The 20,372-nt window shown below is 67.4% G+C and carries 19 protein-coding genes and 1 tRNA gene; 14 read left to right on the forward strand and 6 right to left on the reverse strand.

From position 1 onward, the window contains the following. Window positions 1-5: 5 nt before the first annotated feature. Genes DFR24_RS16380 through DFR24_RS16400 form a run of 5 tightly spaced genes read left to right on the forward strand, consistent with a single transcriptional unit; the run spans window position 6 to window position 5,419 of the window. A complete protein-coding gene (locus DFR24_RS16380; RefSeq protein WP_162851260.1) occupies window positions 6-1,220 on the forward strand; it encodes an LptF/LptG family permease in 1,215 nt (404 codons plus the stop codon). Continuing rightward, window positions 1,217-2,284, forward strand: a complete 1,068-nt coding sequence (locus DFR24_RS16385; protein ID WP_133882452.1) for an LptF/LptG family permease — start codon at window positions 1,217-1,219, stop codon at window positions 2,282-2,284. The genes DFR24_RS16380 and DFR24_RS16385 overlap by 4 nt, the downstream gene beginning before the upstream one ends. After that, window positions 2,281-3,495 carry a CDP-alcohol phosphatidyltransferase family protein gene (locus tag DFR24_RS16390; RefSeq protein ID WP_133882453.1) on the forward strand — a complete coding sequence of 405 codons (1,215 nt, stop codon included), beginning with the start codon at window positions 2,281-2,283 and terminating at the stop codon, window positions 3,493-3,495. Before DFR24_RS16385 ends, DFR24_RS16390 begins: the two co-directional genes overlap by 4 nt. Then, entirely contained in the window at window positions 3,495-4,622 is a 1,128-nt protein-coding gene (locus tag DFR24_RS16395) for a dATP pyrophosphohydrolase (RefSeq protein WP_133882454.1), read from the forward strand. Before DFR24_RS16390 ends, DFR24_RS16395 begins: the two co-directional genes overlap by 1 nt. After that, entirely contained in the window at window positions 4,619-5,419 is an 801-nt protein-coding gene (locus DFR24_RS16400) for a nucleotidyltransferase family protein (RefSeq protein WP_133882455.1), read from the forward strand. The genes DFR24_RS16395 and DFR24_RS16400 overlap by 4 nt, the downstream gene beginning before the upstream one ends. A 174-nt stretch (window positions 5,420-5,593) precedes the next feature. On the opposite strand, the gene DFR24_RS16405 is transcribed toward DFR24_RS16400, so the two are convergent. The 4 genes from DFR24_RS16405 to DFR24_RS16420 form a co-directional block, all read right to left on the reverse strand. Beyond that, window positions 5,594-6,760, reverse strand: a complete 1,167-nt coding sequence (locus DFR24_RS16405; protein ID WP_133882456.1) for a sensor domain-containing protein — start codon at window positions 6,758-6,760, stop codon at window positions 5,594-5,596. 171 nt (window positions 6,761-6,931) lie between these two features. Beyond that, window positions 6,932-8,257, reverse strand: coding sequence for a sensor histidine kinase (locus DFR24_RS16410; protein WP_133882457.1), 1,326 nt, complete (start codon window positions 8,255-8,257; stop codon window positions 6,932-6,934). Continuing rightward, entirely contained in the window at window positions 8,254-8,922 is a 669-nt protein-coding gene (locus DFR24_RS16415; protein WP_133882458.1) for a response regulator, read from the reverse strand. The genes DFR24_RS16410 and DFR24_RS16415 overlap by 4 nt, the downstream gene beginning before the upstream one ends. Continuing rightward, window positions 8,919-9,254, reverse strand: a complete 336-nt coding sequence (locus tag DFR24_RS16420; RefSeq protein WP_133882459.1) for a PepSY domain-containing protein — start codon at window positions 9,252-9,254, stop codon at window positions 8,919-8,921. Before DFR24_RS16420 ends, DFR24_RS16415 begins: the two co-directional genes overlap by 4 nt. Before the next feature lie 112 nt (window positions 9,255-9,366). Between DFR24_RS16420 and DFR24_RS16425 the strand changes: the two genes are divergently transcribed. After that, window positions 9,367-9,864 carry a PepSY domain-containing protein gene (locus DFR24_RS16425; protein ID WP_133882460.1) on the forward strand — a complete coding sequence of 166 codons (498 nt, stop codon included), beginning with the start codon at window positions 9,367-9,369 and terminating at the stop codon, window positions 9,862-9,864. Window positions 9,865-9,881: 17 nt separating this feature from the next. Here the strand turns inward: DFR24_RS16425 and DFR24_RS16430 are convergent, their stop codons facing one another. Next, entirely contained in the window at window positions 9,882-10,688 is an 807-nt protein-coding gene (locus tag DFR24_RS16430) for a phosphocholine cytidylyltransferase family protein (RefSeq protein WP_133882461.1), read from the reverse strand. A gap of 32 nt (window positions 10,689-10,720) precedes the next feature. Beyond that, window positions 10,721-11,359: a 4'-phosphopantetheinyl transferase family protein gene (locus tag DFR24_RS16435; protein ID WP_162851261.1), complete on the reverse strand. Its 639-nt coding sequence runs from the start codon at window positions 11,357-11,359 to the stop codon at window positions 10,721-10,723. 27 nt (window positions 11,360-11,386) lie between these two features. Between DFR24_RS16435 and DFR24_RS16440 the strand changes: the two genes are divergently transcribed. The 8 genes from DFR24_RS16440 (at window position 11,387) to DFR24_RS16475 (ending at window position 20,233) form a co-directional block, all read left to right on the forward strand. After that, window positions 11,387-12,682, forward strand: a complete 1,296-nt coding sequence (locus tag DFR24_RS16440; RefSeq protein ID WP_133882463.1) for a cytochrome P450 — start codon at window positions 11,387-11,389, stop codon at window positions 12,680-12,682. Window positions 12,683-12,690: 8 nt separating this feature from the next. After that, the gene (locus DFR24_RS16445) at window positions 12,691-14,670 is read left to right on the forward strand and encodes a non-ribosomal peptide synthetase (RefSeq protein ID WP_162851263.1); all 1,980 of its coding nucleotides are present in this window, start codon (window positions 12,691-12,693) and stop codon (window positions 14,668-14,670) included. 215 nt (window positions 14,671-14,885) lie between these two features. Continuing rightward, window positions 14,886-16,670: a fatty acyl-AMP ligase gene (locus DFR24_RS16450; RefSeq protein ID WP_210772516.1), complete on the forward strand. Its 1,785-nt coding sequence runs from the start codon at window positions 14,886-14,888 to the stop codon at window positions 16,668-16,670. A 153-nt stretch (window positions 16,671-16,823) separates the two neighbouring features. Then, window positions 16,824-17,081 (forward strand): acyl carrier protein, encoded by a 258-nt coding sequence (locus DFR24_RS16455; protein ID WP_133882466.1) that lies wholly within the window; start codon window positions 16,824-16,826, stop codon window positions 17,079-17,081. After that, on the forward strand, window positions 17,078-18,283 hold the full coding sequence (spt, locus tag DFR24_RS16460) for a serine palmitoyltransferase (protein ID WP_133882467.1): 1,206 nt from the start codon (window positions 17,078-17,080) through the stop codon (window positions 18,281-18,283). Before DFR24_RS16455 ends, spt begins: the two co-directional genes overlap by 4 nt. Window positions 18,284-18,340: 57 nt before the next feature. Beyond that, a tRNA-Arg gene (locus DFR24_RS16465) sits at window positions 18,341-18,417 on the forward strand. 261 nt (window positions 18,418-18,678) lie between these two features. Continuing rightward, a complete protein-coding gene (locus tag DFR24_RS16470) occupies window positions 18,679-18,858 on the forward strand; it encodes a rubredoxin (RefSeq protein WP_133882468.1) in 180 nt (59 codons plus the stop codon). 265 nt (window positions 18,859-19,123) lie between these two features. After that, window positions 19,124-20,233, forward strand: coding sequence for an NAD(P)-dependent alcohol dehydrogenase (locus tag DFR24_RS16475; RefSeq protein ID WP_133882469.1), 1,110 nt, complete (start codon window positions 19,124-19,126; stop codon window positions 20,231-20,233). Window positions 20,234-20,372 lie beyond the last annotated feature (139 nt).

A 20,372-nucleotide genomic window follows, 5' to 3' on the forward strand; every position in this document is an offset into this window, starting at 1 on the left:
CCTTAGTGTCTGCGCTCGGACGTCTCGTCCCCGATCGGCTCGACGGATACACGCTGCGGCTGTTCGCGCCGCCGCTGGCGTTCGCGCTGGGCACTTTGCTGCTCGCGCAGATGCTCGAACGCCTGCTGCGACTGTTCGATCTCGCGGCTTCGACCGGCGCGGACCTGACGGCGATCATGCGCATGGCGGGAAACCTGCTGCCGCATTACCTGGGGCTGGCGATTCCGACCGCCTTTACCGCCGCAATCTTCATGGCCGTGGCGCGCCTGGGCGACAACAGCGAGCTGGACGTGATGCTCGGCACCGGCCGCTCGATCGTGCGCATCGCGATGCCGTACTTCGGCGTGGCGGCGCTGCTCTGCGGCTTCAACTTCTACCTGTTCGGCTACCTGCAGCCGATGAGCCGCTACGACTATCACGTGGCGGTCAACGACGCGCTGCAGGCCGGATGGGATGCGCGCGTCGAGGACAACCGCTTCGTCAACGCCGGCCAGGGATTCCGCCTGAGCGCGACCAAGGTCGGACCGGACGGCCGCACGCTCGAGGGCGTCTTCGTGCAGCGTCGCATCGACGGCGATGAAGAGATCACGACCGCCAAGCACGGCCTGCTCAAGCCCTCCGCGGACGGGCGTCGCCTGCTGCTGGAACTCGAGGACGGCACCGTCGTGCGCGAATCGGCGGACAAGACCGCCTCGTTCCTGCGCTTCGAACAGGGCCTGATCAACGCGGACTTCACGCCCGCGCCGCCGACCTATCGCGCGCGCGGCGAATCCGTGCGCGAGCTGACCTTGCGGGAGTTGTGGGACGGCATGCACGGCCGCGGCGCGGAGCGCGACATCCCGGTGCGCAAGCTGGCCGGCGAATTCCACGGACGCCTCGCGCGTTCGCTGCTGTTGCCGTTGCTGCCGCTGCTGGCGCTGCCGCTGGGCATGGCGTCCAAGCGCGGCAAGCGCGCACCCGGCGTCGTGTTCGCGTGCCTGGCGCTGCTGGCGCTGAACCACGCGCTGCAGTTCGGCGAGAGCATGGCCGAGTCCGGTCGCGCCGCCGCGCTGATTGCCGTGTGGCTGCCGCTGGTCGTGTTCGCCGTCTTCGTCACCTGGCTGTTCCACGGCAGCCTCGCCTGGCCCGGCGACAACCCGGTCACCCGCGCGATCGGCGCCATCGAGAGCGGCTTCGAGGGTTTCGGCGGTCGCGGCGGCAAGAAGAAGAAAACAGCATGAACGGTGTGCTCGCACGCTATCTGCGGCGTCGTGTCGCCACCCAGGTGCTGGCGCTGGTGCTGGTGCTGACCGCGTTGATGCAGCTGCTGGAACTGCTGGATGTGACGGGCGAGGTGCTCGATCGCAACCTGGGCATGAGCGGCCTGATGCGGTACGCGCTGCTGCGCACGCCCAGCGAAGTGGTCGTCGCGCTGCCGCTGGCGGTGCTGCTCGGCTCGATGTCGGCGTTCTACGCGATGGCGCGCAACCACGAGATCGTGGCGATGCGCTGCGCCGGCATGAGCCTCAAGCGCCTCGTGCTGCTGTTGCTGCCGGTGCCGCTGGCGCTGGCCGCCGCGCAGTTCGTGTTGTCGGACCGGCTGGTGCCGCACGCCGAGGAGGCGCTCAAGGCGTGGTGGGACCAGACGGCTCCGCCCGAGGACGCACCCGACCCGCGCTGGGTGCAGACGCGCGACGGCCCGGCGTCGTTCGACCGCGCCAGTCCGGACGGTCGCAAGCTCACCGGCCTGCGCATCTACGAGCGCGGCGCGGACGGACTGTTCGCGGCGCGCATCACGGCCGAGCAGGCGCAATGGCACGATGGCGCGTGGAACCTGTCGGGCGTCGAGGATTGGGCCGTGGACAAGACCAAGATGCAGCGCCAGCACGAGACGCTGCGACGCTGGGAGATCAATCTGCGCCCCGACGACGTCATGCGCCTGGACCTGATGCAGCCCCATCTTTCCAGCAGCATGCTGTCCGGCGTGCTCAGCGGCGATCGCGTCGGCGCGCAGCCGATCGGTTTCTACCAGACGATGTTCTACCGCACGTTCACGACGCCGCTGACGGCTTTCATCATGCTGCTGCTGGCGGTGCCGACCGCGCAGATGATGGCGCGCAGCGGCGGTGGCGGCGGCAGCCTGCTGATCGCGCTGGGCCTGGGTCTGGCCTACCTGCTGTGCGACGGCATCATGGCGGCGATGGGCACCAGCGGGCGGATTCCCGCACTGGCTTCCGTGGCCGGGGCACCGGTGACGTTCACGTTGATCGCCCTGGTGCAGCTGCAGCTCTGCGATCGCACATGACGAATCTCTGGATCGACACCTCGGGCCTGGCGCGCGCCCAGAAACTGTTCGGCCTGCCGCCGCTGGAGCGCCTGCGTCGCAGCGTGGGTGCCTTCGGAGAAGGTGATGTCGTCACGCTCTCGGGGCCGCCGGCCGGCGCGGCATGGCCCGGCGCACGCCTCGACTCCGCGACCGCCTCGCTGGGACAGCGCCTGCGCGGCGCGCTGTCTGGCCTGGCGGGCAAGCTGGTGGTCGTCGACGGTACGAACGTCATCGATCCGCGCCTGATCCGCTTTCTCGGCGAGAACAGTGCGACGGGTCTGGCCGCGCGCGGTGACGGCGCCCGCCGCGCCGTGGCGATGTGCCTCGACGCCTCGCTCGCGGACGCCATTCCCGAGAGCGCCGCGAATCTTCGCGAGGTCGCCGACGCGCTGCTCGCCGCGGGCCGCATCGCGCCGCTGGACGAACGCCGCTTCCCGGCCTACATCGACAAGCTCAGGCGCACGCTGCCGTACTGGATCCATGCGGTCGACGGGGTCGCGGCGCGGCGCGAACTCGAACGCCAGATGTTCTGGGAGAACTACAAGGGTTCCACCGACCTGCTGACGCGCTGGGTGTTCCCGCCGCTGGTGTGGCAGCTCACGCGCCTGAGCACGTTTCTCGGAATCCGGCCGAACGCGATCACCGCCTTGTCGGTGGTGCTGGCGTTCGTCGCGGTGCCGCTGTGGGCCGACGGCCAGTGGCTGGCGGGCTTCGCCTGCGCTTACGCGATGGCCGTGCTCGACAGCGTCGACGGCAAGGTCGCACGCGTGACCCTGACCAGTTCGTGGATCGGCAACGTGATGGATCACGGCCTGGACATCGTGCATCCACCGTTCTGGTACTTCGCCTGGGCCTGGGGCCTGGGCGCGCGTCCGCCGGACGATCCGCTGTACGTCGCCGCGCTGGCGTTCATCGCCTTCTACGTGGCCGATCGCCTGGTGCTGGGCGTGGCGCGACACCGGCTCGGCCACGCGCTGCATTCGACGACGACGCTGGACGAGAAGGTTCGCAGCGTCATCGCACGACGCAACATCACGATGAGCATCATGGCCATTGCGCTGGTGCTCGGGCAGGGCGCCGCCGGCTTCCTGATCGTCACCGCCTGGCAAGGCCTGACGCTCGCGTGGCACGGCTGGCGCACGATCTGGCTGGGATTCCTGACGTCCGAATATCGCGGCAAGGAGAAGTGATGAGTTCGGTTGAGATTGTGAAAGTCGACACGGCGGCGCTGAAGGATCGTTTCATCGGCCTGCCGGCGAAGCTGTATGCGAGCGATCCGAATTTCGTGGCACCGCTGCTGATGGAACGGCAGGAGGCGCTGTCGCCGAAGAAGAATCCGTACTTCGCGCACGCCGAGACGCAGTTCTTCCTGGCGCGTCGCGACGGTCGCGATGTCGGGCGCATCAGCGCGCAGATCGACAAGCTCGTGCTGGATCCGACGATCGGCCACTTCGGCATGATCGTGGCGGAAGACGACCCCGCGATCTTCGATGCGCTGTTCGCCGCGGCCGAAGCCTGGCTGCGCGAGCGCGGACGCACCATCGTGCGCGGTCCGTTCAATCTTTCCATCAACGAAGAGACCGGCCTGCTGATCGACGGCTTCGACACGCCGCCGATGATGTTCATGTCGCACGATCCGCGCTACATGGCGGCGCGCATCGAAGCCAAGGGCTACACCAAGGCGAAGGACGTCTTCGCGTATCTCTACGACATGCGGCACGACCTGCCGCCGGCGGCGCGCAAGTTTATCGACCGGCGCAAGCCGGCGGCGATGACGGCGCGCAATCTCGACATGACGCGCTACGACGCCGAGTTCGACACCATCACCGACATCTTCAACGACGCCTGGAGCCAGAACTGGGGCTTCGTGCCGTTCACGCCCGCCGAGATCCGGCACATGGCCAAGAGCCTCAAACCGCTGATCGATCCGACCTGGGTCGCGATCGTCGAGATGCACGGCGAACCGGTGGGCTTCGGCATCACCTTGCCCAATCTCAACGAGGTCATCGCGGACATGGGCGGCAAGCTGCTGCCGTTCAACTGGCTGAAGCTGCTGCTGCGGCTCAAGAAGGGACCGCGCAGCGCGCGCGTGCCGCTGATGGGCATCCGGCGCAGCAGCAGTGCCGGTCTGCTCGGCGGCGTGATCCCGTTCCTGATCATCGAGAAGATGCGCCAGGGCGTGTTGCGCAAGGGCCGCGTCGAGCGCGTCGAGCTGTCGTGGATCCTGGAGGACAACCTGCCGATGCGGCGCATGATCGAGTCGCTCGATTCGATTCCGTACAAGACCTACCGCGTGTACGAGAAGACCCTCGCGTGAGCAAGGTCCGCACGACGACGGCGCCGATCACGGCACTGGTGCTCGCCGGCAGCCGTGCCGGTGGCGATCCGCTGGCTGAACACGCCGGCGTCAGCCACAAGGCGCTGATCGACATCGGCGGCACGACGATGATCGAGCGCGTCGTGGCCGCGCTGTCCGACTCGCCGAGCGTGGACCGCATCGTGATCTGCATCGAGCGGCCGGAAATCCTCGAGCCGCTTGCCGGTCTGCGCGCGCCGCGCTGCACCAAGCCGGTCGTGACGATGCCGGCGTCGTCGGGCCCCAGCGCGAGTCTTGCGGCCGCGATCGACCAGCAGGGCACGCCGCTGCTGGTGGTCACCGGCGATCACCCGCTGATGCGGCCGGAGTGGATCGAGACTTTCCTGGCGAATTCGCCGGCGCATGCGGATGTGACGGTCGCGCTGTCACGCAAGGCAGCGGTCTGCGCCGCGGTGCCGAACACGCAGCGCACCTGGCTGCGCTTCTCCGACGATTCGTTCTCGGGCTGCAACATCTTCCTGATGCGGCGGCCGGCGGCGCGCGGTGTCGTCGAGCTGTGGCAGCAGATCGAGGCCGAGCGCAAGCGGCCCATCAAGATGATCGTGCGGCTCGGTGTGACCTATGCGCTGCGCTACAAGGCGGGATTGCTGAGCCTGGCCGATGCGCTGGGGCGCTTGCAGGAGCTGTCGGGCGCGCGCCTCGAATGGGTGGACATCGCCGACGGTCGCGCCGCGGTGGATGTCGACAAGCCCGATGACTTGCGGCTCGTGCGCGAGCTGATGCAGCAGAGCGTCTGAGTTCACGCCGCCGTGGCCCGGGTGAAACCCGGGGCTTTTCGCGCTAGGTCGGAGAACAAGCCCCGGGTTTCACCCGGGCTACGCCGTGGCAGATCACGCTCCCGCGTAGCCCGGACGAAGTCCGGGATCCCCGCATGGACGCAAAGCCCCCGGACTTCGTCCGGGCTACGACGGTTACGTCAGCGCCAAGGTCGTGGCCATTCGCGGTGCGGGACTGCGCTGACGCTGCAGGAACTCCACGATCGCGTCGGCACCCGCGGCGGCGGATGCCTGCCCGGGTGGCAGTTCGAAGGTCTCTTCGAAGTAGCGTCGCTGCGCGGCTTCGTAGTTCGCGTGTGCGGCGAACGCGCCGTCGATCTGCGAATCGAGTGCGTCGACCGAGCGCGTGACCGGACCGAGATTCCAGAACGCGAAGTTCGGATCCGCCTGCCATTCGCGGGCATGCGCGTCGACGAACAGACAGGGGCGCGGCCGGTGGATGAACTCGGCGACCTGGCTGCTGACGTCGCCCAGGTACAGATCGGCCGCGCGCGTGTAGCTCATGTCGATGCTGCGTTCGCTGCCCAGGTCGATGCGCAGGTGCGGCAGCCGCATGAAGCGCGCGAACGGTTTGTAGCGGGCGGTTCGCGGCGGATCGAACAGCCGCACGTGCGGCGCGAAGATCAGGTTGTAGCGCCCGCTCTGCGCGAAGTGTTCGAGGATCTGCATGCCCAGGCGCGGCCACGACGACAGCGCCGGCGAGAAGTGCGGGTTGTACAGGACTGTCGGACGCGCGTTGTCGAACAGGCGTGGACCCGGTTGCAGCGCGGGACGTAGCCAGTCGAACTTGGCGTACACACCGGTGGCGTACGCGCCTGGGCGGATCAGGCCGCGTTCGAGCAGGCGCTGCTCGATGCGGTGCCCCGCCATCAACACGAAATCGAACTGGTTCACGTCGCGCGAAAAGCCGACCTCGCGATCACCGGCGCCGTGACGCGTCCAGATCATCCGCGGCCTCTTCACGCCGATGCGACGCAGGAACAGCGAGGTGCGCTCCGGCGTGGCGATGGCGTCGAAGCTCGCGAAGTAGTCGCGGTTCATCAGCAACGCGAGCTGCTTCCACGGCACCTGTCCGCGCGCGCAGCGCATCGCGTTCAGCGGGTCGAGCGCCAGCGCGTCGTAGTGCAGCGGCGCATCCGGCGCGTATTCCGCCACGAGCCGACGAATGAACGGCAATGCGGTGTGACCGTGATACGCGATGTGGATCTCGCATTGCGGATAGCGTCGCGCCATCTCGATGGCGATCGGCAACGAGTGCGGGATCTGGTGCGGTTGCGCCAGATACGGAAAGACGATCCTCATGCCGACGCGCTCCCGGAACGGATGGAGCGTTGCAGGGAATCGGGGCAGCAAGGCATGGGGACTCCGCGTCGCCGAAGGAGGGCGCACAGGAGTGTGTTGAGTGAGGTGTGCGCGGTTCGTGAATGCGAAGTTAAGAATTCGTTCACGAGCGCGGGCGCCCGGCGCTGCGTGCTACGGAGGCGGCACTCCGGGGAAGCGCAGATGGATGCCCAGCCCGCCCAGCGGCGCGCGTTCGAACGCGATCTGCAACCGGTAGAGCCGCGCAAGATCCTTGACGATGGCCAGTCCCAATCCGGAGCCGGGCTGCTGTTCGTCGAGCCGCAGGCCGCGGCTGAGCACCTGCTCGCGTTCGGACTCCGCGATGCCCGGGCCGTCGTCTTCGATGCTCAGCAGCACGTCGTCGCCCAGGCGCGTGGCGCGCAGATCGACTCGCGTGCGCGCCCACTTGGCCGCGTTGTCGAGCAGATTGCCGACGAGTTCCTGCAGGTCCTGCGCGTCCACCGCCACGCGCAGTTCAGGCGGCAACTCGGCACGCAGTTCGATGTGCCGGTCCGCGTGCAGCATGCGCACGGCCGCGAGCACGGGTTCTATCGACTCGCCGAGTGCGCTGCGACGCGAAGGACCGGATGCGCGGCCGGCTGCGGCGGCGAGCGTGAGGTGGTGATCGACGATGCGCTGGATCTGCGCGACATCGGCACGAAGGCTGTGCCCGTCGTCGAGCGAGTCGATCTTCATGCGGATCGTCGCCAGCGGCGTCTTCAGTGCATGCGCGAGATTGCCCGCCACCGAGCGGCCGCGTTCGAGCAGTTCTTCCTGGTGTGCCAGTACCTCGTTCATCGCGCGTGCGACGGTGCTCAGGTCGGACGGCAGGCGCACGTCGAGTCGCGGCGCGCTGCCGCTGCGGACCTGCCGCAGGCCTTCGGTCATCGCGCGCAACGGCGCCAGGCCCCAGCGGATCTGCGCCACCAGCGCGACGACGAGAATCAATCCCAGCAGGCCCAGCGAACGCACGAGTAGCCAGTTGAACGATGCGACCTCCGCATCGATCTGCTGCCGCGGACCGGTGACGAGCAGGTTCACCGGCTCCGCGAGGCCGCCGAGCGTCAGCTCCAGCGTGGCGCCCCGCAGCGCCTGGTCGCCGGGACCGCGCAGGTCCACGGGTTCACGTGGAGACGCTTGGGGTGGCGCGAGGGTTTCGTCCCACAGCGAGCGCGAGGTTTCCTGCACCTTGCCGCCGCGGCTGACCTGCCAATACCAGCCGGAGTGAAGCTGCTCGAAACGATCGTCGCCCGGCTGGCGCGAGAACACGATGTCGCCGTCCTTCGTGCTGTCCAGGCGACCGGCGAGGAACAGCAAGTAGGCGTCGATCTGGCGATCGAAGCTCGACTCGGCAGAGGCGAGAAAGGCGCGCGACAGCGCGTAGCCGAACAGCGGCAGCAACGCGAGCGTGGTGACGACGGCGATGCCGATCAGCCGCGTGCTGATCGACAACCTCATGCGGCGTCGGGGGTCCGGATCAGGAAGCCGCGGCCGCGCACCGTCTCGATCAGCTCGCTGCCGAGCCGGCGGCGGATGCGGCCGATCAGCACGTCCACGACGTTGGAGTCGGGGTCGCGGTCGCGGGCGTAGACGTGTTCGATCAGTTCGGTGCGGGACACCACGCGATCCTTGGACAGCATCAGGTACGCGAGCATCTTGTATTCCTGCTGCGTCAGCGTCACCGGCCGGCCGTCGACCCAGACGCGTCCCTGGTTCATGTCCACCGTGATGGCGCCGACCGTCAGCAGCGGCTGCGACTGACCGCGACTGCGCCGGATCAGGGCCTGCGCGCGCATGACCACTTCCATCGGCTCGAAGGGCTTGGCCACGTAGTCGTCGGCGCCCGCACCAAAGCCGGCGGCCTTGTCGGGCCAGCGGCTGCGGGCCGTCAGGATCAGTACGGGCTGGTGATAGCCGGCCTCGCGCCAGTCACGCAGCAGGCTCAATCCATCGCGGCGCGGCAGGCCGAGGTCGAGGATGACCAGGTCGTAGGCTTCGGTGCGCACGAGGAAATCGGCCTTGAGACCGCAATCGGCCTGGTCGACGGTGAAACCGGATTGCGCGAGTACGCCGGCCAGCCCATCGGCCAGCGCGCGATCGTCTTCGGCCAGCAGCAGTCTCATTTGCGCCGCGCTCCCTCGATGTCCTTGCCGGAGACCGAGCGCAGGTCACCGGTGCGCGCATCGAACTGGAACTCGATCTTCGAGCCCTCGGGCGTCAGCAAATCGATCTCGTAGCCGAAGTCGCCACCCTCGTTCTCTAGTTCGACTTCGACGACCTGGCCGCGGTAGTGGCTTTCGATCCAGTCCATGATCGATTTGAGCGGGACGATTTCGTTTCGTTCGACGGCCTCTCGCAGCGATTTGCCCGATGGCTCGACGGGTACGGCCGAGCCGGTGCACAGCAACAGCAGCGAGGCGACGGCGAACGTCCAGGTGCGGGGAATTGGGGTCATGGCGCCGCGTCGTTTGTCATAGCCGCCGTGAACCGATTGTGAACGCTCAATTCACGGGTCGCGCGCATCGCGCGCGCAAGACTGCCGCCTCATTCGCCGCATCGATTCCATCATGTCCGGTTTTTCCATTGCCACGATGTCCCGCGGTGTCGCGCTCGCCGCCCTGCTGGTCGTCGGCACACCCGCGACGGCCGATCCTTCCGCATCCGGCTGGCAGGCGGCGCTCACCAGCCTGCAGGCCGCGGGTTTCCGCTCGGTCGAGGAGCTCGAAACCACCGCCGATGGCGGCTTCGAGGCGGAGGTGTTCGACGGCCAGCAGAAGGCCTTCGAAGTGCTGCTCGACGCCGGTGGCGTCATCCGCAGCCAGCGCATGGAGGCGCAGGCCAGCGCCGAGGAGCGCATCGAGATGGACGTCGTGACACGACTGCTGCCCTGGCTGCAGGCGCAGGGCTATCGGCGCACGTCGTCGATCGCGGCCGATGACGGCCACATCGAGATCGAGACCGAGGACGCGCAGGGTCACAGCGTGGAACTGGACGTCGAGGCGACCGCCGACGGGTTCAACACGCTGCGCGCGCGTCGCCACGCGCGGATGACGCCGGCGGGCTGAGCCGCCCGCCGGCTCGATCAGCTCGTAGCGCCCGCCGGAGCCGCGTCGGCCTCGAACAGGCCACGCTGCTTCCAGCCGGCTGCGATCTCGCGGTTGCGCTCGAGGTCGACCGGGAAATCGAGCTCGCCCCACTCGAGGCCTTCGATCGAGGCGACGCGCACGTCGACACCCGCGTTGGCCAAGCGATGGATCGCCGACAGGTACCAGAGGCCGGGGCCTTCGGGCGTACGCATCGTGCGTTCGATCTCGGCGACGAAGCTGGCCGCGCCGGCCGGCTCGAAGCGCAGGAAGCCGATGGACTCGCCGTTGGTCTCTTCGGCCGTGAGCTTCTTGCCGATGGCCTTGAGCTGCGTGCCCTGCGTGCTGACCTTCATGTCGTCGGCGTCGTAGGCGCCCTTGCGATCGATCGTCACCGTGATCGGCGCGGACGGCGCGGACAGCAGGCGGCGCGCGATCTCGGGCTCGAACAGCGTGTCGCCGTTGAGGATCAGGCAGGGACCGGCGGACAGCTCCGCGCGTGCGAGCCAGCAGCTCGCGAGGTTGTCGGCGAGTTTGAAGAACGGGTTGAAGAGCGTACGCACGCGCAGCAGCGCCGGCGCATTGCGCTCGATGGCGCGGTCGATCTGCTCGTCACGAAAGCCGGTGACGACCACCGCCTCGCGGATGCCGGCGGCTTCCAGCGCCAGCAGCTGCCACTCGAGCATGCTGCGGCCGGACAGGTCGACCAGGGCCTTGGGGGTATTTTCGGTGTGCGGCAACAGGCGGCTGCCCTGACCGGCGCTGAGGATGATGGCCCGGTGGGGAAAGACGGTACGACTGGTCACGTAGGGAACTCGTTGAGGCGCGATCAGCCAGTTTACAGCAGCGTTTCCGCTGTCAGCCGTTCGACTTCGACGATCGGGTCCGCGAAAGCGCAGGCCAGGTGGGCGACGAATCCGGGTCCGGCGTCCAGCACCGTCGTGTGCCAGGTGTGGCCGTCGACGCGCGCGCGGGCGCCGTCGACCTCGACGGCGCGCAGGTCGCGCAGGCCGCGCAGGCCCGCGGCCTTGGCGACCGCCTCCTTGCGCGTCCACAGCGCGTAGAAGCGCGCCGGATCCGCGCCGGCCCAGGCGCTCTCCGCCGGGCTCAGGTACAGGCTGGAGGTCCCGGTGGTCAGCGTGCCGAGCCGCTCCACATCGATGCCGACGGGCGATCCGCGGGCCACCGCGCAGGCCACGCGACCCTCGCAGTGCGCGAGGCTGAACTCGTACGGCGACTCGAGCCGCGGCTTGGCGCTTGCGGGGTAGTCCCTCGAAGCGAAGGTTTCCGCGGGAGCCCCGATGCGGCGCAGGCCGGCCTGCAGCAGTCGGCTACCGAGCAGCGAACGCTGGCGCGCGCGAGCATCCGGCTGGTCGAGCAGCTCCCTCCGGCGGGCTTCCGGAAGCAGCGCGAGACAGGCCGCTTCCTGGCTCCCGGACAGGGCCACGTCGTCCACGATCAGGACGCTGATGCGCATGGGCGATAGCATGGCGGGTTACGAGGCATGCGTAACGAAGGGATGACCCAGATGACGGAGGAATCGCTGGCGCCCGGGCCCGAGAGGCCCTGGGACATCGACGCCAACGACGAGACCCTGCCGGTGCTGCAGGGCCTGCAGGCGCAGTACGGCGACGTCGTGCGCGTGCGCACCGTGACGCGGCCGTCGGACAGCCTGGTGCTGTTCGGCCCCGACGAGCTGCGCTGGGTCCTGTTAACCAACCGCCAGAACTACAAGAAGGGCGTGGGCCTGGAGCGCGTGAAGATGCTGCTCGGCAACGGCCTGATCGTCAGCGACGGTGATTTCTGGGCGCGCCAGCGGCGAATGATGCAGCCGGCGTTCCACAGCCGCGTGATCAAGCAGTTCGGCGGGCTCATCGAGCGGCACAACCTCGCGCTGCTGGATCGCTGGGCGGAACGCGCCGCCGACGGCCAGCCGATCAACCTGACGCGGGACACCAGCGAGCTGTCGCTGAACATCGTGCTGCAGGCGCTGTTCAGCGTGGACCTCGACAAGCTCACCAACGAGGTGGGCGAGCACCCGTTCACGATGATCGCGCGCGACAGCCAGCGCGATCTGCGCTTCGCCCAGCAGTTCCGCGCGCTGACCAAGCTGGTCCGCCAGATGATCGAGGACCGCCGCCGCGAGCAGCGCGTGGAGATGGATTTCCTGTCGATGCTGATGGAAGCGCGCGACAAGGACACGGGCGAGGCGATGCCGGAGCGCGCGCTGATCGACGAGATCATGTCGCTGATCGTCGCCGGCCACGAGACCACGGCGAGCACGCTGAACTGGACCTGGTACCGGCTCTCGCAGCACGCCGACGTGGAGGCCAGGCTGCACGCGGCGGTCGACGCGGCGCCCGCGGCCCCGGTGCCCTACGCCGAGCAGGTTCTTCACGAGACGCTGCGCCTGTATCCGCCGGTCTGGCTGTTCAGTCGTCGATCGCTGGGCGACGACAAGCTCGGCGGCTATCACGTGCCGGCCGGTACGGACCTCTTCATCAGCCCCTGGCTGCTGCATCGGGACACGCGTTTCTGGAGCGATCCGGAGGCCTACCAGCCGGAGCGATTCGCGCCCGAGATCGAGGCGACGCGGCCGAAGTTCTGCTTCATCCCGTTCTCCGCCGGCGCGCGTCATTGCATCGGCGAGGGCTTCGCGATGATCGAGATGAATCAGCACCTGTATCTGGCGGCACGCCGGTTCCGCCTAAAATATCTCGGCCCGGTGCCCCCGCCGGCCGAATTCCAGATCAACCTGCGTACGCGCGAAGACCTGTCGATGCAGGTCGTCGCGCGCTGAGAACCTGCGTGCCCCCGTCCGAGTCCCGTTTCGAAACGCTTTCCGCCGCGCTGCCGGCCAACCAGCGCGATGACCGCCAGCTGCTGCTGATCGACGGCGAGGACGACCAACGCGCGCTGAGCTTCGTCGAGCTGCGCCGTCGCGCGCTACGCCTGCTCGGCGCGCTGCAGCGCAAGGGCCTGAAGGCCGGCGACGCGCTGATCCTGTTCGTGAACGACAACGAGCGCTTCCTGGAGATGTTCTGGGCCGGCGTGCTCGGCGGCATCGTGCCGGTGCCGATCGCCGTGGGCGTCAGCGACGAGCATCGGCGCAAGCTGTTCCGCGTGTTCGCCCAGTTCGAGCGTGCGTGGATCTTCAGCGACGCGCGCACGCTCGAGCGGATGGATGCGTTCGCCACGGCACAGGGACTGGTCGATGCCTACGCGCGCATGCAGCCGCAGACCTTGCAGGCAGGCGCGCTGGACGTGACGGGCGCGCCCGGTCTGGAACATACCGCTGCGCCCGACGACACCGCATTCATCCAGTATTCGTCCGGCTCGACCCGCGATCCGAAGGGCGTCGTGCTGACGCACCGGAACATCACGGCCAACATCGCGTCGATCCGCCAGGCCGCGCAGTTCACGGACCGCGACGTCGCCCTGAGCTGGATGCCGCTGACCCACGACATGGGGCTGATCGGCTTCCACCTGCACATGATCGCCGGCGGCGTCACGCACGCCGTGATGCGCACCGAGCTGTTCGCGCGCCGGCCGCTGCTGTGGCTGGCCAAGGCCACCGAGCTGCGCGCGACGGTGCTGTGCTCGCCCAATTTCGGCTATCAGCACTACCTCAAGCAGTACGAGGCCAAGCATCCGCAGGGCCTGGACCTGTCGGCCGTGCGCCTGGTGTTCAACGGCGCCGAACCGATCTCGGCTGAGCTGTGCCAGCGCTTCCTGCAGACGATGCAGCCGCATGGCCTGCGTGCCGACAGCATGTTCACGGTCTATGGCCTGGCTGAAGCGAGCCTCGCCGTGACCTTCCCGAAGCCCGGCTGCGCGCTGGGGATCGTCCATCTGGATCGAGCGGCGCTCAGTGTCGGGCAGCCGGTTCGTCGCCTCTCCGCGGACGCGCCGCAGGCCGCGGCGCTGGTCCGGCTCGGCACCGGGGTGCCAGGGACCGAGGTGCGCATCGCGGACCCGGAACGTGCGCCGGTCGCCGACGGGGTGCTGGGGCACGTGCTGATCAAGGGCGACAACGTCACGCGCGGCTATTTCCGCGATGAGACGTCCACCCAGGCCGCGATCGCAGCGGACGGCTGGCTCGATACGGGGGACCTCGGCGTTGTCGTCGACGGCGAGCTGGTCATCGCCGGCCGCACCAAGGACGTGATCTTCGTCAGCGGCCAGAACTGGTATCCGCACGACCTCGAAGGCATCGCCGAACAGGTCGAGGGAGTCGAGACCAACAAGGTGGTCGCCGTGGGCGCGCGCGCTGCGCAGGCCGAAGGCGGCGAGGAACTGGTCGTGTTCGTTCTGCATCGGGGCGATGTCGCGGCCTTCGCGCCGACCGCGCGCGAGTTGCGGCGGGTCCTCAATCAGCAGACCGGCCTGCAGGTGGCGCACGTGCTGCCCGTCACCCGCATCCCGAAGACGACCAGCGGCAAGTTGCAGCGGCACGTGCTGGCGCGGGCGTTCGAAGCGGGCGAATTCGAGGCGGTGAGGGCGGAACTGGCGCCCCTCATGGATACGACGGCGGATGTTCCAGAGGCCGGCACATCGGATCAGGGCACCACGCTGGGGCGTCTGCAACAGCTTTGCGAGCGGTTGATCCCGGACAAGCGCATCGATCCGGCGACCAATCTTTTCGAGATCAACCTCAGTTCGCTGACTCTGGCACGACTCCATGAAGGCATCGATGAGGCCTTTCCAGGCCGGCTCGACGTCATGGATCTCTTCGACTACCCCACGCTTCAGGACCTCGCCAGCTTCCTGGATGGTCCGGCCCGCTGAGGGGACAACCGGTCGTCGGACGCCCAGACTTGGACATGGCAATGAAATTGCGCACTCGTTGCGCAGACATTACAGTGGCCGACGCCGAGTTTCGCTTACGGGGCGCTTACGGGGATTTGACCTCCGAAGCGTGCGAGCAGTCGGCGCGATCGCGCTCGATTCTGGGTACATGCCGGAGTTCTTGATTGGACGGTGCCTTGGCTGCAATTGACCGTTTGACCCCCACGGAGAGCGGGATCGAGCTTCGTCGCGCGGACTTTGCCACGCTGACAGACGCGCTCGATTACGCCGCACAGGGTGCCACCGGCTTCAATTATTACGATGGACGTGGCGAACTCTCGGCCGCGTTGTCCTACCGCGAACTGCGGGAACAGGCACGCGAACTCGCGCTTCGCCTGCAGCGTTTTGGCCGGGGCAGCCGTGTGGCGCTCGTGGCGCACACGCATCCTGACTTCGCTGTCATGTTCTACGCGTGCCAGTACGCGGCCGTCGTTCCGGTGCCGCTGCCTGCCGCGATCCACCTGGGCGGCCGTGACGCCTACGTGCGTCATCTGCATGAAATGCTGCGCGATTGCCAGGCCAGCGCCGCCTTCGCTCCGGCGGACTTCGTCGACATGCTGCGTGAGGCGTCCCAGGGCCTGCCGATGAAGCTGGCCGGCACGCGCTCCGAATTCATGGCACTGGAGGCCGCGCCCGCGCTGCCCAAGGCGCCCAAGCCCGACGAGCTGGCGTATCTCCAGTACACCTCGGGCAGCACGCGCTTTCCGCGCGGCACGATGATCAAGCAGTCCGCGGTTCTGAATAACCTGGAAGCGATCTTCAACCACGGCTTCCGCATGGAAGCGGGTGACCGCTTCTGCTCGTGGCTGCCGTATTACCACGACATGGGTCTGGTCGGCATCGTGCTGGGCTGCGTGGCCACGCAGCGCTCGGTCGACTACCTCGCCACGCGAGAGTTCGCCATGCGCCCGCGCCTGTGGCTGAAGCTGATGTCGCAGAACCGCGCCACGATTTCGTTCAGCCCGCCGTTTGGCTACGCCCTCTGCGCGCGCCGGCTGCGTCAGAAGGATGCCGAGGCCCTGGACCTGTCGTCCTGGCGCGTGGCGGGTGTCGGCGCCGAAATGATTCATCCGGAATGGCTCCAGACCTTCGCCGACGTGCTGGCTCCCGCCGGTTTCGACGCCAAGGCCTTCCTGCCGAGCTACGGCATGGCCGAGTGTGCGCTGGGTGTCAGCTTCGCGCCGATCGGTACGGGTTCGCAGATCGACCATGTCGACGGCGAATACCTGTCGATGCACGGCGAGGCTCGCGCGGTGGGCGCCAACGTCTCGCGCAGCAGCGGCTACATCAATTGCGGCGAGCCGCTGCCGGGCTTCGAGGTCGAGATTCGCGACGAGCGTGGCGGTCTTCTGCCCGATCGTCATTGCGGCCGTATCTTCCTGCGTGGACCCAGCGTCATGTCGGGCTACTTCGGGAATGTCGACGCCACGCGCGAAGCGCTGTCGATCGACGGCTGGCTGAACACGGGTGATCTGGGTTACCGCGTCAACGGCAACCTTCACATCACCGGCCGCGCCAAGGACCTGCTGATCATCAACGGGCGCAACATCTGGCCGCAGGACATCGAACTGCTGGCCGAGCAACAGCCCGAAGTGCGTCCCACGGACACCTCCGCGTTCTCCATTGCGGGCGAGGACGGCGGCGAAGTGGCGGTGCTGGTCGTGCAGTGCAGGGAAACCGATGCGGCTGCGCTGGCCTCACTGGTCCAGCGTCTGCAGCAGGCCATCTACGGTGAATTCGGCATTCACTGCCTGATCGAACTGGTGCCCCCGCACACGCTCCCGCGCACCTCGTCCGGCAAGCTGTCCCGCAGCACGGCGCGCAAGGAATTCCTCGAACGCCATAGCGGCGAGCGCTGGAAGGATGCCCCGCGGGCCCTGATCAGCGACGGCGCGCGCGCACGTATGCGCAAGGGCGAAACGGCCGACTTCGCGCCGTAACGCCGGCGGCTCAACATCGGGCCTCCTCGGAGGCCCCAATGCGCCGAACTGGTTGGCCTTCGTCCGCTTTGCGATAATTTCCTACCAGAGCACCGCCCTGGCGGCGACAGCCGTCGGCAAGGCACCGCTCACGGCACGAAGGAAACAGGTTCGATGACGGATACGGCCTCGACGGTCGAAAAAGCGGTACGTGCGGCGCTCGAATCGGTTCGTCCGGATGCCGCAGGCATCGACGGCAGCACCGATCTCACGAGCGAACTGGGCCTCGACTCTCTTCAGGTGATGGACATGGTCATGGAGATCGAAGATCTCCTCGACGTGTCCGTCCCGGTGGAGACGCTGGCCGACGCGCGTACGCTGGACCAGCTCTGTGCCGGCATCGTCCGACTCAAGGAACCCAAATCCGCGTGAGCCTGTTCGACAAATTCAAGGTTCTGGCCGAACTCAAGAAAGCACTCGGAGACGGCGCACAGGTCTCATCGGTGGCAACGCCGATGGACCAGGTGCACTCCGCGACCTCGGCCAGCATCCAGGGACGCAAGGTGGTGCTGGCCGGCACCAACAACTATCTCGGCCTGACGTTCGATGAGCGCTGTCGCGCCGCCGCGATAGCCGCGATCGAGGCCATGGGCACCGGCACCACCGGTTCGCGCATGGCGAGCGGCAACTACGCTGGGCACCGCGATCTCGAAGAAGCCCTGGCCGGTGCGTTCGGCTGGCCGTCCGGGATCGTGTTCTCGACGGGATACCAGGCCAACCTCGGAGCCTTGTCCGCACTCGCCAGCACCGGCGACACGCTGGTCATCGATGCCGACAGCCACGCCAGCATTCACGACGCCTGCCGCCTGAGCCAAGCCACCACGATCCGTTTTCGCCACAACGATCCGAACAATCTCGAACGGCATCTGTCGCGGCTGGGAGCCGACGCCTCGCGCGCCCTGGTCGTCGTCGAAAGCCTCTACAGCGTGCTCGGCGATCGTGCGCCGCTGGCGGAAATCACCGAGATCACCAAGCGTTACGGCGCGTGGCTGATCGTCGACGAGGCGCACTCGTTCGGCTTGTACGGCGCGCGTGGTCTGGGCATCTGCGAAGAGTTGGGGCTGCTCGACAAGGTCGACTTCATCGTCGGCACGTTCTCCAAGAGCCTGGGCGGCGTCGGCGGCTTCTGCGTGAGCCGTCATCCGGAGCTCGAACTGATCCGCATGGCGAGCCGCCCCTACATCTTCACGGCCTCGCCGCCGCCGGGCGTCATCGCCGCCACGCGCTGCGCGCTGGATCGCGTGCTCGAAGGGCACGATCTGCGCGCGAAGCTGTGGCGTCACGTCGGCCGGCTGTACTCGGAGCTCGAGCGCCTGGGCTATCGCGTCGGCACGACGACGCCGGGTCCGGTTGCCGCACTGGTCTTCAGCGAACGCGAGGAGGCCAAGGCGCAATGGCAGGGGCTGCTCGATGCGGGCGTGTACACCAACCTGATGATCCCGCCGGCGACGCCCATCGGCACGAACATCGTGCGCATCAGCCTGAGCGCAGCGCACAGCGACGAAGAGATCTCGCACATCATCGGCGCCCTCGAACAACTCGCAAAGAAGCGGCCCGTGACGGCCGCCGCTTGATTCCCATCGCAGGCAGGTCGCTGCCGCAGGGTGCCTCCGCTACACTTCCGCCGTAACGCGCTCGTAGCTCAGCTGGATAGAGTACTGCCCTCCGAAGGCAGTGGTCGGACGTTCGAATCGTCTCGAGCGCACCAAACGCAGTCATTCAAAGCCCGATCGGATGTTTCGCCGATCGGGCTTTTTTGTGGCGCGCGGATGCGCCCATGAGGCAATGACCGCCGCCATCAACCGCAAGACCTTCCTTTCGACGGGCGCGTCGGCCCGAGAGGCTGCGCTCTAATTCTCCGTCTCATCGCCGCCGTCGCAGCGACCAGGAAGGCGGAACGCGTGGTGCTTCGCTGGCAGATGCCGGGACGCGCGCCGACGCCGCGATCCCTCCCCGCCGTTCTCCCGTCATGGCCGACACTCCTTTCAAGCAGTGGCAATGCGCCACCTGCGATTTCTACTACGACGAAGCCCTGGGCCTTCCGGGCGACGGCATCGCGCCGGGGACTCGCTGGGAAGACGTGCCGGAGACGTGGACGTGCCCGGATTGTTCGGCACCGAAGTCCGACTTCTTCATGGTCGAGGTGTAAGGCCGCTGCTGCGAAAGGAGGGGCATTCAACCCTGCCTTTCGAGAGGCGCGCGTCCTGAGTGATTGGGGCAATGTCGCGCACAGGCGTTGATGCGAGCGCAATCGTTCGCTGCGATTCATCGCCGACAGAACACTCCGCGAGATCCGACAGGACTGCGGATTCGATTTCCTCCCCGCGAGAGCGGTTACAGGGGGCGGTAACGCATTCCGCCCCCCTCTTTTTTTCTCGGGAAGAACGTCACTAAAAAACAGGAGGAGAGGAATCATGGGCAACACCAAGGCCAGGGCGGCGGTCGTGCGCACGATCGGCGGCCCGTTCGAGATCGAAGACATCGAGATCGCGCCTCCGCGTGAACACGAAGTCCTCGTCAGGATGGTCGGCGTGGGCATCTGCCACACGGACCTGGTGTGCCGCGACGGCTTCGGATTGCCGATGCCCATCGTCCTCGGGCACGAAGGCTCCGGCATCATCGAAGCGGTGGGCGAAAAGGTGACGCGCGTGCGCGCAGGCGACCCGGTTGTCATCAGCTTCGATTCGTGCGGATCCTGCGCCGGATGCCACGACGAGGTGCCGGCTCACTGCGATCAGTTCATGCCGCGCAATCTCTCCGGCAGCCGCGTCTCGGACGGCACCACGGCGCTGAGCGTCGACGGCGAAAAGATCTTCGCGAATTTCTTCGGTCAGTCCTCGTTCGCGACGCACGCCATCGCGCACGAAACCAATGTCGTGCCGGTGCCGCGCGATCTGCCGCTGGAACTGCTCGGCCCGCTGGGATGCGGTGTCATGACCGGGGCCGGTGCCGTGCTCAACTCGTTGCAGGTTCGCGAGGGCGAGTCGGTCGTGATCTTCGGCGCAGGGGCGGTCGGCATCAGCGCGGTGCTGGCAGCCGCGGCGGTCGGGGCCAGTCCCATCATCGTCGTCGAGCCGAATGAAGGTCGGTGTCGCCTGGCTTGCGAGCTGGGCGCGACGATCACGCTTCAGCCGTCTGCGGAACCCGACCTCGTGGATCGCATCAAGGCATCGACGGCAGGCGGGGCACGACACGCGATCGACACGACTGCGAACGCCAAGGTGATCGAAACGGCGGCGTTGGTGCTGGGAATCAACGGCGTCCTCGGATTGCTCGGCGTCCCGAACGCAACCGATACGGTCACGTTCAATCTTCTCGAACTGTTGACGCGAGGCATCGTGATCCGCTCGATCATCGAAGGCGATGCCGACCCCCAGTCCTTCATTCCGAAGATGCTGAGCCTCTATCGCGACGGGCGCTTCCCGTTCGACCGGATGATCCGATCGTTCCCTTTCGACAAGATCAACGAAGCGGCGGCTGCCGCCGAGTCCGGCGCGGTGATCAAGCCCGTTCTCGTTTTTTGACGGGTGGGGTCTCGTGATGGATGACGCGTGCCGCAAGCAATTCCAGAAGTCGTGCAGAGCGTGAGGGGCCGCATGGCACTATTCGGTGCCGGTCCGGGATTCATGCCGCGGATCGACCTCTTTTGGGAACGTCTGCTGA

It is taken from the genome of Panacagrimonas perspica, assembly GCF_004364935.1.
In the GTDB taxonomy this organism is placed as follows: domain Bacteria; phylum Pseudomonadota; class Gammaproteobacteria; order Nevskiales; family Nevskiaceae; genus Panacagrimonas; species Panacagrimonas perspica.